This window comes from Micromonospora sp. URMC 105 (genome assembly GCF_051386295.1).
Lineage (GTDB): Bacteria > Actinomycetota > Actinomycetes > Mycobacteriales > Micromonosporaceae > Micromonospora.
Genome location: NZ_JBPQTL010000063.1, coordinates 1 through 14792, shown reverse-complemented (window position 1 = coordinate 14792; position 14792 = coordinate 1). Strand labels below are relative to the sequence as shown.

The window sequence follows — 14792 nt, the reverse complement described above, 5'->3', positions numbered from 1 at the left end:
GGCCCGGCGCTTCGGTGCGTCCCGGGGCGCCGGGCTCAGTCGATGCGGCGGACGTCGTCGATGACGAAGCCGCTCGGCGGCAGCGTGGGCATCCGGCCCAGGTTCAGCGCCAGGTTCTGCGGCGGCACCTCGTACCGCATCGCGCTGGTGAGCAGGGTGACCGCGCGCTTCATCAGCTCGATGGTGACCCACTCACCGGCGCACCGGTGCCCGCCCAGGTGCTCGCCGCCGCCCTGCGGCACGAAGCCGTACGGGTCGTCGCGCCAGCCGACGAAGCGCTCCGGCCGGAAGCGTTCCGGCTCGGGCCAGAGCTCGGGGTGGTGGTTGGTGCCGTACAGGTCGAGCAGCACCCGCCGGCCGCGCGGGAAGTGGTGGCCCTGCCACTCGAAGGACTGCCGCACCCGGGCGGCGGCCACCGGGAAGAACGGGTAGTAGCGGCGGACCTCCTGCACGAAGGCCTCGGTGATCTCGTCGCCGCCCTGGACCCGCTCCCGCCAGGCCGGGTGGTCGTGCAGGGCCAGGGCGGCAAAGGTCACGTACCGGTCGACGGCGACGGTCGGGCGCAGCACGTTGAGCAGTTCCACCGCGGCGATCCGGCGGGGCAGCAGCCGGTCCTCGGCGTCGCGGTGCTCGGCGATCGCCCGCAACGCGCTGCCCTCCGGGGCGGGCAGCGTGCCGACCCGGGCCCGCTCCACCACGTCGGCGGCCCAGCGTTCGCCGCGGCGGCGGCCGAGCAGCCCGCGCCAGTGCCGCGGCCCGAGCGCCGCCGGAGCGTCGATCATCGCGTGCAGTTCGTCGGTGCGGCGGGCGACCTGGCTCGAGGCCAGCGGGATGCCCGCCCAGGCGCAGACCGCCCGGGTCAGCATCCGGGCGACCTCGTCGTAGAGGACCACCGGGCCGGACTGCTCCCAGACCGGGATGCGGGCGGCCCACTCGTCGGCGAAGAGCTGCCCGAGCCGCCGGACCGCGTCCGGCGTCATGATCGACACGAGCATGGCCTTGCGGTCGGTGTGCGCCGGCCCGTCCAACCCCTGTACGCCGCCCCGGCCGGTGAGCGTCCGCTGGCCCCGTTTGGGCATCGCGCCCTCGCGCTGGAACCGCTCCGGGTCGTAGAAGAGCACCGCCGCCGGCCGTCCGCGCAGGCAGATCGTCGGCTCCAGCAGCAGCCGGGTGCGGAAGATGTCGCTGCCGTAGCGGTCACAGCGGGAACTGATGAACCGGTACCCCTCACGCAGGAACGCCAGCGAGGCGTCCGGGCTGCGGTGGACGGGCATGGTGGCCATCGGGCTCTCCTGACACGGGTGACGGCGGCCGGCGCGAACCGGCCGGCCGCCTGGCGTCTACCCAGGCCGGGGCCGCTGAATCCCGTCGGTTTGGCCGGACGGTAGGCGCGCGGACCCGAGGGGTGTGGGCCAGTTGACGAGCCGTCTGCTGGCCCCTCCCAGGACGCCGGAAACCTGGTTTCCTCGTCTGCGGGTCGGCCACGGTCGGGCGGCCGGCGTGACGACGGGGAGGGCCGATGCGGGACAACAGGCCGCCGTACTGGCGGCAGCGGCAGGTGGTCGAGGCGATCGGGGGCGGCCGGTCCGGCGGGGCGGACGGCCCGCCGCTGATCGCCCCCGCCCGGCGGGCCGCCCGGCCGCCCCGGCGGTTCACCGCCCACCTCGGCTTCGAGGCCGACGGGCCGGAGCAGGCCCGCGACCTCGCCGTCGCGTACGCCGAGGCGTTGAGCCTGCTCCGCCCGGAGGTGGTGCTCGGCGCGGCGGCCCTCTCACCGGCCGACGCCTGGCACCGGGCCGAGCGGCTCTTCTGCGGCGCGCCCGGCCCGGACGGCGAGCGCTGCGCCGACGTGGCCGGCCATCCCGGTTTCCACCACGCCCCGGGCCCCGGAGGCCTCGGCTGGGGCGAGGGCGACGGGTGAACCGCGTCGGGCCGCGCCCCCGCCGCTGTCCCGGTGGCGGTGAGACCGCTTCCGGGGGTCGGGGGGGCGCGGCCCGGCGCGGTGGCGCGCCCCGCTCAGTCCAGGTCGAACTCGCCGTCCTGCGCGCCCGCGACGAAGGCGTCCCACTCGGCCTGGGTGAAGACCAGCACCGGCCCGTCCGGCTCCGCGGAGTTGCGCATGCCGATCAGGTCGTCGACGAAGGCCACCTCGACCGCGCTGTCGGAGGTGTCGCCCTCGGCTCGCTGCCAGACCGCCCGGGACAGGTCGAAATCGCCCTTGGGGTGCTGACCCATTGTTCGTCCTCCATCACCACGCGTCATGGGGGACCCGTCCGGTTCCCCGTCGGGCAGGATAAGCGGATGCCGAGCCTGACCCGTGTAGAGGCGACCGCGCGTCGCGCGCTGATCACTGTCGAGTCCTATCAGGTGGACCTCGACCTGACCGGCGGCGGCGAGCGCTTCCGCTCCACCGTCACCATCCGGTTCCGGGCCACCCCCGGCACCGACACCTTCGTCGAGGTCAAACCCGCCCGACTGCTCGCGGTACGCCTCAACGACCGGGATCTCGACCCCGGCTCGCTGGACGACAACCGGCTGCCGCTGACCGGGCTGGCCGGGGAGAACACGCTGACCGTCACCGCCGAGATGGCGTACTCGAACACCGGCGAGGGGATGCACCGCTTCGTCGACCCGGCCGACGGCGAGACCTACCTGTACGCGATGTCCTTCCTGGACGACGTGCAGCGCCTCTTCGCCGCCTTCGACCAGCCCGACCTGAAGGCACCGGTGACCCTGTCGGTCAGCGCGCCACCGGAGTGGACGGTCGTCGCCAACGGGCAGCTCGCCGCCAACCCGTCGCCCGGGCGCTGGGAGTTCGCCCCGACCGCGCCGCTGGCCACGTACTTCGTCTCGCTGATCGCCGGCCCCTGGCACGTGCGTCGCGCCGAGCACGACGGCATTCCGCTCGGGGTCTACTGCCGGCGCTCCCTCGCCGCGCACCTCGACGCCGACATCGACGAGATCTTCACCGTCACCCGGCAGTGCCTCGACCGGTTCCACCAGCTCTTCTCCGAGCGCTACCCGTTCGGCAAGTACGACCAGGCGTTCGTGCCGGAGTTCAACGCCGGCGCGATGGAGAACCCGGGCCTGGTGACCCTGCGCGACGACTACGTCTTCCGGTCGGCGGTCACCGACACCCAGCGGGAGCAGCGGGCCACTACCATCGCCCACGAGATGGCCCACATGTGGTTCGGTGACCTGGTCACCATGAGCTGGTGGGACGACCTCTGGCTGAACGAGTCGTTCGCCGAGTACCTCGGCACCCGGGTGACCGCCGAGGCGACCCGCTTCGGCCAGGCCTGGACGACCTTCGCGATTCGCCGCAAGGCCTGGGGCTACACCGCCGACCAGCGGCCCTCCACCCACCCGGTGGCCCCGGAGGAGGTCACCGACGCCGCCCAGGGCCTGCTCAACTTCGACGGCATCTCGTACGCCAAGGGCGCCAGCGTGCTGCGGCAACTGGTCGCCTGGCTGGGCGACGAGGCGTTCCTGGCCGGCCTCAACGCCCACTTCGCCGCCCACCGGTTCGGCAACGCCACGCTGGCCGACCTGCTGGCCGGCCTCAGCGCCGCCAGCGGCCGGGATCTCACCGACTGGGCGGAGCGCTGGCTGCGCCGGCCGCAGGTCAACACGTTGCGGATGGAGACGGCGGTGGACGCCGACGGCCGCTGGGCCGACGCCGCACTGGTGCAGACCGCCCCGGCCACCCACCCCGTGCTCCGGCCGCACCGGGTCGGCGTGGGCCGGTACGCCGCCGACGGCACGGCGAGCCGGTTCGAGGTGGACCTCGACCCGGACACCGACAAGGGCCGCACCCCGCTGACCGCGCTGGTCGGCGAGCCCGCCACCGGCCTGCTGCTGCCCAACGACGGCGACCTGACCTTCGCCAAGATCCGCCTCGATCCCGCCTCCGCCGACGCGGTGCCGATGCTGCTGCCGGCGCTGGACGACCCGCTGGCCCGCGCGCTGCTCTGGGGCGAGGCGCTGGACGCGGCCACCGACGGGGAGCGACCGGTGAGCGGGCTGGTCGGGTTGATCGCGGCGGCGCTGCCCGCCGAGACCGAGGTGATCATCGCGGAGGAGGTGCTGACGCTGAGCCGCCGCCTGATCGACCGCTACCTCGACCCGCTGGCCCGGGAGGCCGCCCTGCTGAGGGTCGCCGGGGCCTGCGCCGCGCTGCTCGCCGGGGCGCCGGCCGGCGGGTCGTTGCAGCTCGCCGCCGCGCGGGGCCTGGTCGCCGCCACCACCGACACCGGTCTGCTCGCCGGGTGGCTGGCCGGAGACGGGGTGCCGGACGGGCTGGCGGTCGACACCGACCTGCGCTGGGCGCTGCTGCTGCGGCTGGTGGTGCTGGGGGCGGCCGGTGAGGCGGAGATCGCCGCCGAGGCGGCGGCCGACCGCAGCGCCATCGGGGCGGAACGGGCCGCGTGCTGCCGCGCGGCGCTGCCGGACGCCGACGCCAAGCGGACCGCCTGGGAGATCGTGACCCGCAGCACCGAGCTGTCCAACCGGCTGGTCGAGGCGACCGCCGAGGGGTTCTGGCAGCCGGAGCAGGCCGAGCTGACCGCGCCGTACGTCGAGCGGTACTTCGCCGACATGCCGGCCGCGGCGCGGCTGCGTACCGCCTGGGTGGCCGACCAGGTCGCCATCCTGGCGTTCCCCCGCTACGCCGTGGCGCAGCCCACCCGGGAGCTGGCCGCGGCGCTGCTGGCCCGCGACGACCTCACGCCGGGGCTGCGCCGCTGGGTCACCGACCTCGACGACGACCTGCGGCGCGCGCTGGTCGCCCGGACGGCGGTGGCCGCCGCGTCGGCCTGAGCCCGCCCCGGTGGATGGGACGGTCCGGCGGCCCCGACGGGTCGCCGGCCGTCCCCGGCCTACGATCGTCGGGTGGAGGAAGACATCCGGCGGATCGGGATCATGGGCGGCACCTTCGACCCCATCCACCACGGGCACCTCGTCGCGGCCAGCGAGGTCGCGGACCGGTTCGGCCTGGACGAGGTGGTCTTCGTCCCGACCGGTCAGCCGTGGCAGAAGGCGGACGAACCGGTCAGCCCGGCCGAGGACCGCTACCTGATGACGGTGATCGCCACCGCGTCCAACCCGCGGTTCCAGGTGAGCCGGGTGGACATCGACCGGGGCGGCCCCACCTACACCGTCGACACCCTGCGTGACCTGCACGCCGAGTACGGCCCGAAGGTGCAGCTGTACTTCATCACCGGCGCCGACGCGCTGGAGCGGATCCTCTCCTGGAAGGATCTGGACGAGATCTTCGAGCTGGCCCACTTCATCGGGGTGACCCGCCCCGGGTTCGAGCTCACCGACAAGCACCTGCCCGCCGACACGGTGAGCCTGGTGCAGGTCCCGGCGATGGCGATCTCCTCCACCGACTGCCGCGAACGGGTGGCCCGGGGGGAGCCGGTCTGGTACCTGGTGCCCGACGGTGTGGTGCAGTACATCGCCAAGCGGCGGCTCTACCAACAGTGAGTTCGTCGGCTTTGTCGGCCTGTGTCCGGGTAATCGACCAGAACTGACAAGTCGTCGCGCCCCCGGGTATGAGACGCTTGGAGGGTCGTACGGTTGATCGAAGGAGAACGGTGACAGTTTCCGAACGCGCTCACGAGCTGGCGATGGCCGCCGCCCAGGCCGCGGCCGACAAGAAGGCGCAGGACATCGTCATCATCGACGTGGGCGACCAGCTCGCCATCACCGACGCGTTCGTCCTCGCCGCGGCCCCCAACGAGCGTCAGGTGCTGGCCATCGTCGACGCCATCGAGGAGCGGCTGCTCGAGCTGCCGGAGAAGGCCAAGCCGGTGCGCCGCGAGGGCGAGCGGGGCGGCCGCTGGGTGCTGCTCGACTACGTCGACATCGTGGTCCACGTGCAGCACACCGAGGAGCGCGAGTTCTACGCCCTCGACCGGCTCTGGAAGGACTGCCCCCAGATCCCGTTCGTGGACCGGGACTTGGTCGAGGCGGACGCCTCTGCCGGCGCCGCCAAGCCGGAATGACCCGTCTGATCGTCTGGCGGCACGGCAACACCGACTGGAACGCCACCAGTCGCGTGCAGGGGCAGACCGACGTGGCGCTCAACGACCTGGGCCGTGAGCAGGCGCGCACCGCCGCGCCGCTGCTCGCGGCCCTGCGTCCGGACGCCATCGTCGCCTCCGACCTCTGCCGGGCCAGCACCACCGCCGCCGCCCTCGCCGCACTCACCGGCCTGCCGGTACGCACCGACGCCCGGCTGCGCGAGCGCCACTTCGGCCGCTGGCAGGGGCTGGCCCTCACCGAGGCCGCCGCCCGCTTCCCCGACGAGTACGCGCGCTGGCGGGCCGGCGACCCCGACCCGGGCGCGGAGATCGAGACCCTCGACGACCTCGGCAAGCGGGTCGGCGCGGCGCTGCAGGACGCGGCCGACCTCTTCGCCGGAGGCACCGTCGTGGTGACCACCCACGGCGGCGCGGCCCGGCAGGGCGTCGGTCAGCTGCTCGGCTGGGAGCACTCCGTGCTGCGCACCGTCGGCTCGCTGGCCAACTGCCACTGGACCGAGCTGCGCCACGACGACGTCCGGGGCTGGCACCTGCGGGCCCACAATGTCGGGCTGATCACCCGGCCGGCCGCCGGCGAGCCGGTCTGAGCCGTCCGGCCCAGGCACTCGGCGGCGACATCGGCTAGCGTGCCGGGCATGTCCGTCGCGGTCGTCACCGACTCCACCGCCTACCTCCCGCCCGAGCTGGTGCACGCGCACCGGCTGACCGTGGTGCCGCTGACCGTCGTACTCAACGGGGCGGAGGGGTTGGAGGGGGTCGAGACCCTCCCCGCCGACGCCACCCGGGTGCTCGGCGGCCGGCGGGTCACGGTCAGCACCTCCCGCCCGGCCCCGGAGCAGTTCGCGCGTACGTACCGGGACCTGCTGGACGCCGGCGCGGACGGCGTGGTGTCGGTGCACCTGTCGGCGGAACTCTCCGGCACCGTCGAGGCGGCCCGGCTGGCCGCCGCCGAGCTGGGCGACCGGGTCGAGGTGGTCGACAGCCGCTCCACCGGCATGGGCCTGGGCTTCCCGGCGCTCGCCGCCGCCACGGCCGCCGCGGCCGGCGCCGACCTCTCCCGGGTACGGCAGGCCGCGCTGGACTGCGTCGACCGGACCACCATCTACTTCTACGTCGACACGCTGGAGTTCCTCCGCCGGGGCGGCCGGATCAACGCGGCCGAGGCGCTGCTCGGCACCGCCCTGTCGGTGAAGCCGATCATGCACATGCCGGACGGGGCGATCGTGGTCCGGGACAAGGTGCGCACCGCCAGCCGGGGCGTCGCCCGCCTGGTCGACCTGGCCGTCGAGGCGGCCGGCGACGCCGACGTGGACCTCGGCGTGCACCACCTCGCCGCGCCGCAGCGGGCCGAACAGCTCCTGACGGCGCTCACCGAGCGGCTCGGCGACCGGCTGCACGACACGTACGTCTCCGAGGCGGGTGCGGTGGTCGCCGCCCACGCCGGGCCCGGCCTGGCCAGCGTGGTCGTGCACCGCCGCCCCTGATCCTGTCGACGGGGTGACGTTGCCGGTCGACGGGGGACGGGCGGTGCTGGGGCTGGACCCTGAGCCGCCTGCCGTCACCGGTCACGTGGCGCGGCGCGACCCGGCGGAGCAGCGCTCCCGGCCGGGGCCCTGGACAGCCAGCGCACGCCGTCGCGCAGCACGAACAGCTCCCGCTTCGCCACCGCCGTGCCGCGCGCGTCCAGCTCGTAGCCCTCGATCCACGACCAGCCGTGGTACGGGTGCCGGTCGGTCAGCTCGCGGATCACGCGCACCACGATCGGTCGGCTGAACTGCACGCTCGCCGCGCGGGTCAGGTGCAGCACGTCGCCGGCCCGGAACGTCGGCGCGGGCTGCGATCCGGCCAGCGGCGTCGACCGGCTGGACCAGCGCGACTCCGGGATGCGGTTGTGGGGCCGCCAACCCGACTTCTTCTCTTCCGGCACATCGCTCCCCGCGGTCGAGGTCGGGCGGGGTCGCCTCGCCTCCCCGCCGAGGCGACCCCCACGAACGCGGTCGCCGGGCTTCGCCTCCACCGACCACGCCGTTTAGACCAGCCTTGCCGCTCGTGTTGGGATGAATACACTGCGTTGCACTATCCTTTTCAGACGTTCGGATCGTTCCGGGGAGGCTGTGGATGAACCACGCGGTCATCGAAGCGATGTCGGCGGCGGGCGAGACGGCGGACAGCCTCGCTGCTCAGATCGGCGTGGACCCGAAGACAGCAGCCAAGTGGGCGAACCCGGGACGGATCCCACAGACGCGCCACCGTGCGCAGGTCGCGGCGGTCCTCGGTCGCGAGGTGGAGGACCTTTGGCCGGACGTACTCAAGCGCCGCGAGCCGACCTGGCTGCGTGCGTGGGTCGACTGGGAACGCGAGGCGGTCGCGCTGCGGTGGTTCGAGCTGGCCTGGGTGCCTGGCCTGTTCCAGACCCCGGCCTACGCGCGGGCGACGCTGGCCGGCGAGGCGCTGACGGCTGACGAGGTGGAGCACCTCGTCGCCGCCCGCCTCAGCCGGCAGGCCGTGCTGCGACGGGAGCGACCTCCGTTGCTCATCGCCGTCGTCGACGAGGCGGTGCTGTACCGCTCGGCCTACAGGGACGCCGGGCTCATGGCCGACCAACTCGGCTACCTGATCGAGTGCGCCGCGCTGCCATCGGTGCAGGTCCACGTCGTGCCGAGGGACATCGGCATGTACGCCGGGCTCGGCGGACCGATCATCCTGGCCGACCTGCCCGACGGGCTGCGGGTGGCGCACGTGGACGGCCAGGCCCGTGCGCAGATCATCGAGCAGGGGCCGGAAATCGCTACCCTCGAACGACGGTGGGCGCGCATCGTGGGTGAGGCTCTACCTCGGGCCCAGTCCCTCGACCTCATCAAGAAGGCGGCAGCATCATGGACGTGACCGGCGCGCAGTGGCGCAAGAGCACCAAGAGTGGCAACAACGGCGGCTCGTGCGTCGAGGTCGCCGACAACCTCCCCGGCGTCGTCCTCGTGCGGGACACGAAGGATCGCGACGGCGGCACGCTCAGCTTCGAGCCGGCCTCCTGGCGGCGCTTCATCGACCTGGCGAAGGCGATCGGCACCGCGAGCTGACTCCGACGCGGACGGCGAGCCCCGGTCACCCCCTGGCGGGGTGCCGGGGCTTTGTGTTGCCCGGCTGGTCACCGAGCCCGGGTCTCATCGGGCTGTGGCGGGCAGGTCACGCGGGCGACGACGCGGAGACTGGGCGCCTCGCGCAGCACATCGGGCGATTCTCCGGTGGCCCTCGACGGAGTTAGGAACCGGCCCGTCGCGGCCGGAACTCCGGGCTGGCCTGCCAGCCTGCGAACAGTGCCCTCAGCGCGGGAGCGATGAAGACGGCTGACGCGATGGTCAGCACCGCGGCCACGGGAGCGATCTGCTCGCTCTGCCACTCGGAATCGCCTGCGGTGATGGTCGTCTGACAGAGCCGCGCCCGAGCGGGGTTCTGCCCTGCTGCGCCGGACCGGTCGACGGAGGCGGGCGTTGCTCGGCATGCCCCGAGGTCTGCTGATCCGAGGGGTCCTCGTAGCACGGAATCGCATGATCAGGGCGTTGTCCACAGGGCTCTGCCTCGTCCACAGGTGGTGACCGTCGGCCGGTCGCGCTAGCCCTTCCTCCCTAGCCTCGCCGCGTGTCACGTGACGAGGAGACGATGGTGCGGCAGCGACTGTTCCGGCTGGTTCCGGCGGTGCCGTCCGGGGGCGGGCCGCTGCATGTCCCGCCCGCCGAACCGGCTTCGGCGTCCCGATCCGGTCCGGCCGCCGGTTCGGTTTCTGCTGTCCCGCTCGGCCCGTCCACCGACCTCGCCGCGCAGTCCCCGCCCGGCCGGCCGCGCCGTTCGGCCCCGACGACATCGACTCCCTGGGCGGCCGTCGACGAGGCCGGCCACGGAATGCCGCTACCCGACGAGGACGTCGCCACCGTCGCCCCGGCGTCGCGGCTGCCCGGACCCGGGGCCTTCGATCCGGGGCGACGTGGCGTGCGGGCGCTGGCCGCCGTCGCGGCGCTCGTGGTGCTCGGGGCCGGCTTCTGGGCCTGGCAATCCCGGCCGCAGGCCGAACCGGTCCGCCCGGTGGCGTCGGTGGCCGCGCCCGAGGCGCCCACCGCCCCCGAGGCGACCGCGACCGGCTCCGGTGAGCTGGTCGTCGCGGTCGCCGGCAAGGTACGCCGCCCCGGCCTGGTCCGGGTGCCGGCCGGTGCGCGGGTCGCCGACGCGGTGCAGGCCGCCGGCGGTGCCCTTCCCGGCGTGGACGTGGCCCTGCTCAACCCCGCCCGCAAGGTGGCCGACGGAGAGCTGATCCTGGTCGGGGTCGCCGCGCCACCCGGCGCCGCCGCGCCCCCGGCCGCCGCCGACCCGGCCGTGCCGGGTGGCCTGGTCAACCTCAACACCGCGACGCTGGCGCAGCTCGACGGGCTGCCCGGGGTCGGTCCGGTGCTCGCCCAGCGCATCCTGACCCACCGCGACCAGCACGGCGGATTCCGCTCGGTCGGCGACCTGCGCCAGGTCGACGGCATCGGCGACGCGCGCTACGAGCAGCTCAAGGATCTGGTGACGGTGTGAGGCCGAAAGTCGACGGGGTCGGCCGCGCGTCGGATCGGGCTCGCGGGTCGGAGTCCGGTGCTGCTGCCGGGGGCGGACCGGATCAGACTGGCGCTTCGGTCTCGGGCGTGGAGTCGGCCGGCGAGCCGCCGGACCTGCGGCTCGCGGGCCTGGCGGTGGCGGCGTGGCTCGCCGCGCTGGCCTGCCTGCACCTCACCGCGCCGACCGCGGCGCTGCTCGCCGCCACCGCCGCCGGTCTCGCCGCTGTGGTCGCCGCCCACCTGCTCGGCGTGCTCGGTCGTCCGGTCGGTGCCGTCCGCCGGTACGGCTGGATCGCCGTCGCGGTGCTGATCGGGGTGGTCTGCGGCGCCGGCGCCACCGCCGCCCGGCTGCACGTCCGCGACGCCGCCCCGCTGCGCGCCCTGGTCGACGACCGGGTACGGGTCACCGCCGAGTTGGTGCTCCGCGACGATCCCCGCCCGATCCGCGGCGTTCCCGGTCGGCCGACGCTGCTGGTGGCCACCGAGCTGATCCGCCTCACCGGCCCCGACGGCCGACGGTTGACCGCCCCGGTGCGGGTGCTGGTGCTGGCCACCGACCCGGCCTGGCGGGGGCGGCTGCCGGGGCAGCGGCTCACCGCCGAGGGGCGGTTGACCGCACCGCGCGGGGGAGACCTGACCGCCGCCGTGCTGATCGTGCCGGGCCCGCCGGTGGCGCACGGGCCACCGCCGTGGCTCCAGCGGGCCGCCGGAACGCTCCGCGCCGGCCTGCAACGGGCCTGCGACCCGCTCCCCGACGAGCAGGGCGGCCTGCTCCCCGGACTGGTCGTGGGGGACACCAGCCGACTGCCGGCCACCGTGGAGGAGGACTTCCGGGCCACCGGGATGACGCATCTCAACGCGGTGTCCGGCTCCAACGTGGCCATCGTGGTGGGTGCGGTGCTGCTCCTGGTGCGCTGGGCGCGAGCCGGTCCGGGCGCGGCGGCGCTGCTCTGCGGGCTGGCCCTGGTCGGCTTCGTGATCCTGGTCCGCCCCTCACCGAGCGTGGTGCGGGCGGCGACCATGGGAGCGATCGGGCTCGCGGCGCTCGCCGCCGGGCGACCCCGCGCGGCGCTGCCCGCGCTGAGCGCCGCGGTGGCCGTCCTGGTGCTGATCGACCCGGACCTGGCCGGGGACGCCGGCTTCGCGCTCTCCGTGCTGGCCACCGGAGGGTTGCTGCTGCTGGCGCCGAGGTGGCGGGACGCGCTGCGGCGGCGGGGCTTACCGGCGGGGCTGGCCGAGGCGCTGGCCGTCCCGGCGGCGGCGCAGCTCGCCTGCGGGCCGGTGGTGGCCGGCATCTCCGGCACGGTCAGCCTGGTCGCGGTCCCGGCGAACCTGCTGGCGGTGCCGGCCATCGCACCCGCCACGGTGCTCGGCGTGCTGGCCGCCGCCGTCTCCCCGCTCTGGCCGGCCGGTGCGGAGTTCGCCGCCTGGCTGGCGAGCTGGCCCGCCTGGTGGCTGGTGACCGTCGCCCGGGTCGGTGCACGGCTGCCCGCCGGCACGGTGCCCTGGCCCGGTGGGCTGCCGGGCGCCCTGCTGCTGGCCGGCCTGACCGTGGCGCTGCTGCTCGGCACCCGGCGGCCGGTGGTGCGCCGGCTGGTGGCGGTCGGCACCGTCGCGGTGATCGTCGGCACCCTGCCGGTGCGGATCCTCGCCGCCGGGTGGCCGCCCGCCGGGTGGGTGATCGTCGGCTGCGCGGTGGGCCAGGGTGACGCGTTGGTGCTGCCGGTGGCGGCCGGGCGGGCCGTGGTGGTCGACGCCGGCCCGGAACCATCCGCCGTGGACGGCTGCCTGCGCCGGCTCGGCGTACGGGAGGTGTCGGTGCTGGTGGTGAGCCACTTCCACGCCGACCACGTGGGCGGGGTTGCCGGGGTCTTCCGGGGCCGGCGGGTGGTCGAGGTGCGTACCCCGGGGCTCGTCGAGCCGACGGCCGGGTGGGAGCTCGTCGCCGCCGCCGCGGCCGGCGCGGTCGTGCCCCGGGCCGCCCCGGCGGGCTGGTCGTACCGGGCGGGCGGGTTGGAGCTGGTGACGCTCGGTCCGCCATACCCGCTGCACGGCACCCGGTCCGACCCGAACAACAACTCGCTGGTGCTGCGCGCCACCGTGGCCGGGGTGCGCATCCTGCTCGCCGGGGACGCCGAGACCGAGGAGCAGCGCGCGCTGCTGGACCGGGTGCCGCCCGGCGCCCTGCGGGCCGAGGTGCTCAAGGTCGCCCACCACGGCAGCGCCTACCAGGATCCGGAGTTCCTCGACGCGGTCCGGCCCGCCGTCGCGGTGGTCGAGGTCGGCGTCGACAACGACTACGGGCACCCCAGCCCCACCATCCTGGCCCGACTGGCCCGGGGCGGCGTCCGGGTGCTGCGGACCGACACGGACGGAGACGTGGCGGTGGTGACCGGGCAGCACGGCCTGGCGGTGGTGACGCGGGGCGTCGCACCGGGACGCCGATGACCGGGTCGAAGAGCCGCCGGATCGAGGCGCATTGTGGGGGTCAGACCGCATTAACGTAAATGTCTGGATTTGCGCTGTGTGCGGGGTCCGCCGTCACAGCCGCCGATGAGCAGGCACGATCCCCCTGTGGGCCGTGCCAAGATGGGCCACGTGACCGCCGCCAGCCTCCCTCCCATTCTGCTCGTCCTCGGCGACGAGGAACTGCTCGCCACGCGCGCGGTGTCGGAGGCGGTGGCGAAGGCCCGCAGCGTCGACCCCGAGGTGGACGTCCGGGAGTACCAGGCCGGGTCCCTCACGGTCGGCGAGATCGCCGAGATGCTCAGCCCGTCGCTCTTCGGCGGGCGGCGGGTGCTGGTGCTCCGGTCCGGCCAGGACGCCCGCAAGGACCTCGCGACCGCGCTGCTGGCGTACGCGAAGAACCCCGACCCGGATGTGCAGCTGGTGGTGCTGCACCCGGGCGCGGCCAAGGGCAAGGCGTTCGCCGACGGGCTGAAGGCGGCCGGGGCCACCGTGGTGCCGGCGATGAAGCTCAAGGGGCACCGGGAGCGGGTGGCGTTCGTCCGGGACGAGATCCGCCGGGGCGGCGGGAAGTGCACCGAGGACGCCGCCGAGGCGTTGATCGCCGCCGTCGGGGGGGACCTGCGGGACCTCGCCGCCGCCTGTTCCCAGCTGATCGCGGACACCGACGGGCGGATCGGCGCGGACACCGTGGCCCGGTACTACCGCGGCCGGGTCGAGGTGACCGGCTTCACGGTCGCCGACGCGACCATGATCGGGGACGTTCCGGCGGCGCTGGAGGCGCTGCGCTGGGCCCTGCACGTCGGCGTCGACCCGGTGCCGATCGCCGACGCCCTCGCCGACGGGGTCCGCACCGTGGCCCGGGTCGCCGCCGCCGGCCGGGGCGACCCGTACCAGCTCGCCAGCACCCTCGGCATGCCCGCCTGGAAGATCAAGAACGCGCAGCAGCGGGCTCGGGGTTGGACCCCGGAGGGCCTGGTCGAGGCGATGCGGGCCGCCGCCGAGTGCAACGCGGCGGTCAAGGGCGGCGCGGACGACCGGGCGTACGCGCTGGAGAAGGCGGTCTTCTCCGTCGCGGCCGCCCGGCGGGGTGGCGCCCGGTGACCGGCCCCACCCGGACGGCGTGGAGCACCGTGCCCAGCGAGGAGGAGCGGTACCGGCCGCTCTACGCGCGGGCGCTCGGACTGCGCGTCGTCAACCCGGGTGGGGTGCTCTGCTTCCTCTTCTTCGAAGGCACGGTGGCGCTCGCCGCGCTGCTCGCCCTGGCCGAGTTGGTGAGCTGGTGGGCCGTGGTGGTGCTGCCCGCCGCCGTCGCGCTGATGGTCAAGCTCAACGACATGGTGGCCGAGCGGGTGGTCCGCTCGGCGGCGCTCGTGCCGGAGCAGGAGCGGGACCGCTTCCGGCGACAGGTGGAACCGGTCGTCGGGCGGGCGCGGGTACCCCGCACGCTGCCGGGCGTGGTGATCACCACCGAGTCGACGCGCGCCCCGGCCTGGCAGCGGCAGCAGGCGCCATGGCCCTCGGGGCTGGGCCGCCCCGCCGGCCCGGACAGCCACCCCGCCGACCGGCCCTGACCTAAGCCGCGCTCCACGGCGGCCTGCCCCCGCCATCTGCCCGCCACCCGGCCCGGACGCCGGTGATCGTTCCCGTTTGCGGCGTGTCGGGGTGACGCCGGGCCCGGACACCCCGACAC

The 14792-nt window shown here is 74.9% G+C and carries 15 protein-coding genes; 12 read left to right on the top strand and 3 right to left on the bottom strand.

The features are described 5' to 3' along the window. Nucleotides 1–35 precede the first annotated feature (35 nt). Nucleotides 36–1283 (bottom strand): cytochrome P450, encoded by a 1248-nt coding sequence (locus tag ACSNN7_RS19670; protein ID WP_436682307.1) that lies wholly within the window; start codon nt 1281–1283, stop codon nt 36–38. Nucleotides 1284–1519: 236 nt separating this feature from the next. Between ACSNN7_RS19670 and ACSNN7_RS19665 the strand changes: the two genes are divergently transcribed. Further along, nucleotides 1520–1921 (top strand): hypothetical protein, encoded by a 402-nt coding sequence (locus ACSNN7_RS19665; RefSeq protein ID WP_436682306.1) that lies wholly within the window; start codon nt 1520–1522, stop codon nt 1919–1921. Nucleotides 1922–2016: 95 nt separating this feature from the next. Here ACSNN7_RS19665 and ACSNN7_RS19660 read toward each other — a convergent pair whose 3' ends face one another. Further along, nucleotides 2017–2235, bottom strand: a complete 219-nt coding sequence (locus tag ACSNN7_RS19660) for a DUF397 domain-containing protein (protein ID WP_067312494.1) — start codon at nt 2233–2235, stop codon at nt 2017–2019. A gap of 66 nt (nt 2236–2301) precedes the next feature. On the opposite strand from ACSNN7_RS19660, the gene pepN reads away from it, so the two are divergent. The 5 genes from pepN to ACSNN7_RS19635 all read left to right on the top strand — a co-directional run bounded on the left by pepN (nt 2302) and on the right by ACSNN7_RS19635 (nt 7531). Further along, on the top strand, nt 2302–4818 hold the full coding sequence (gene pepN, locus ACSNN7_RS19655; protein ID WP_436682305.1) for an aminopeptidase N: 2517 nt from the start codon (nt 2302–2304) through the stop codon (nt 4816–4818). Nucleotides 4819–4890: 72 nt separating this feature from the next. Beyond that, nucleotides 4891–5487, top strand: coding sequence for a nicotinate-nucleotide adenylyltransferase (gene nadD / locus ACSNN7_RS19650; RefSeq protein ID WP_436682304.1), 597 nt, complete (start codon nt 4891–4893; stop codon nt 5485–5487). Between the two features lie 110 nt (nt 5488–5597). Further along, nucleotides 5598–6008 (top strand): ribosome silencing factor, encoded by a 411-nt coding sequence (gene rsfS, locus ACSNN7_RS19645; RefSeq protein WP_436682303.1) that lies wholly within the window; start codon nt 5598–5600, stop codon nt 6006–6008. Then, complete coding sequence (locus ACSNN7_RS19640; RefSeq protein ID WP_436682301.1) at nt 6005–6634, top strand: histidine phosphatase family protein; 630 nt, start codon at nt 6005–6007, stop codon at nt 6632–6634. Before rsfS ends, ACSNN7_RS19640 begins: the two co-directional genes overlap by 4 nt. Nucleotides 6635–6682: 48 nt before the next feature. Next, nucleotides 6683–7531: a DegV family protein gene (locus tag ACSNN7_RS19635; protein WP_436682300.1), complete on the top strand. Its 849-nt coding sequence runs from the start codon at nt 6683–6685 to the stop codon at nt 7529–7531. A 74-nt stretch (nt 7532–7605) separates the two neighbouring features. Here ACSNN7_RS19635 and ACSNN7_RS19630 read toward each other — a convergent pair whose 3' ends face one another. Then, on the bottom strand, nt 7606–7896 hold the full coding sequence (locus tag ACSNN7_RS19630; protein ID WP_436682327.1) for a hypothetical protein: 291 nt from the start codon (nt 7894–7896) through the stop codon (nt 7606–7608). 269 nt (nt 7897–8165) lie between these two features. Here ACSNN7_RS19630 and ACSNN7_RS19625 point away from each other — a divergent pair, with 269 nt between their 5' ends. The 6 genes from ACSNN7_RS19625 to ACSNN7_RS19600 all read left to right on the top strand — a co-directional run bounded on the left by ACSNN7_RS19625 (nt 8166) and on the right by ACSNN7_RS19600 (nt 14673). Then, nucleotides 8166–8933, top strand: a complete 768-nt coding sequence (locus ACSNN7_RS19625; RefSeq protein WP_436682299.1) for a DUF5753 domain-containing protein — start codon at nt 8166–8168, stop codon at nt 8931–8933. Continuing rightward, complete coding sequence (locus ACSNN7_RS19620; RefSeq protein WP_436682298.1) at nt 8930–9124, top strand: DUF397 domain-containing protein; 195 nt, start codon at nt 8930–8932, stop codon at nt 9122–9124. The genes ACSNN7_RS19625 and ACSNN7_RS19620 overlap by 4 nt, the downstream gene beginning before the upstream one ends. Before the next feature lie 559 nt (nt 9125–9683). Next, nucleotides 9684–10613, top strand: a complete 930-nt coding sequence (locus ACSNN7_RS19615) for a helix-hairpin-helix domain-containing protein (RefSeq protein ID WP_436682296.1) — start codon at nt 9684–9686, stop codon at nt 10611–10613. A 107-nt stretch (nt 10614–10720) separates the two neighbouring features. After that, nucleotides 10721–13081 (top strand): ComEC/Rec2 family competence protein, encoded by a 2361-nt coding sequence (locus ACSNN7_RS19610; protein WP_436682295.1) that lies wholly within the window; start codon nt 10721–10723, stop codon nt 13079–13081. Nucleotides 13082–13222: 141 nt separating this feature from the next. Next, nucleotides 13223–14203, top strand: a complete 981-nt coding sequence (gene holA, locus ACSNN7_RS19605; protein WP_436682325.1) for a DNA polymerase III subunit delta — start codon at nt 13223–13225, stop codon at nt 14201–14203. Next, on the top strand, nt 14200–14673 hold the full coding sequence (locus ACSNN7_RS19600) for a hypothetical protein (protein WP_436682293.1): 474 nt from the start codon (nt 14200–14202) through the stop codon (nt 14671–14673). Before holA ends, ACSNN7_RS19600 begins: the two co-directional genes overlap by 4 nt. The last annotated feature ends 119 nt before the right edge of the window (nt 14674–14792 follow it).

What these genes read in the sequence shown, in the direction of transcription:
- ACSNN7_RS19660 (WP_067312494.1), bottom strand. Translation starts at nt 2,235, where the DNA reads ATGGGTCAGCACCCCAAGGGCGATTTCGACCTGTCCCGGGCGGTCTGG.
- ACSNN7_RS19670 (WP_436682307.1), bottom strand. Translation starts at nt 1,283, where the DNA reads ATGGCCACCATGCCCGTCCACCGCAGCCCGGACGCCTCGCTGGCGTTC.
- ACSNN7_RS19635 (WP_436682300.1), top strand. Translation starts at nt 6,683, where the DNA reads ATGTCCGTCGCGGTCGTCACCGACTCCACCGCCTACCTCCCGCCCGAG.
- ACSNN7_RS19640 (WP_436682301.1), top strand. Translation starts at nt 6,005, where the DNA reads ATGACCCGTCTGATCGTCTGGCGGCACGGCAACACCGACTGGAACGCC.
- holA (WP_436682325.1), top strand. Translation starts at nt 13,223, where the DNA reads ATGGGCCACGTGACCGCCGCCAGCCTCCCTCCCATTCTGCTCGTCCTC.
- ACSNN7_RS19625 (WP_436682299.1), top strand. Translation starts at nt 8,166, where the DNA reads ATGAACCACGCGGTCATCGAAGCGATGTCGGCGGCGGGCGAGACGGCG.
- ACSNN7_RS19665 (WP_436682306.1), top strand. Translation starts at nt 1,520, where the DNA reads ATGCGGGACAACAGGCCGCCGTACTGGCGGCAGCGGCAGGTGGTCGAG.
- pepN (WP_436682305.1), top strand. Translation starts at nt 2,302, where the DNA reads ATGCCGAGCCTGACCCGTGTAGAGGCGACCGCGCGTCGCGCGCTGATC.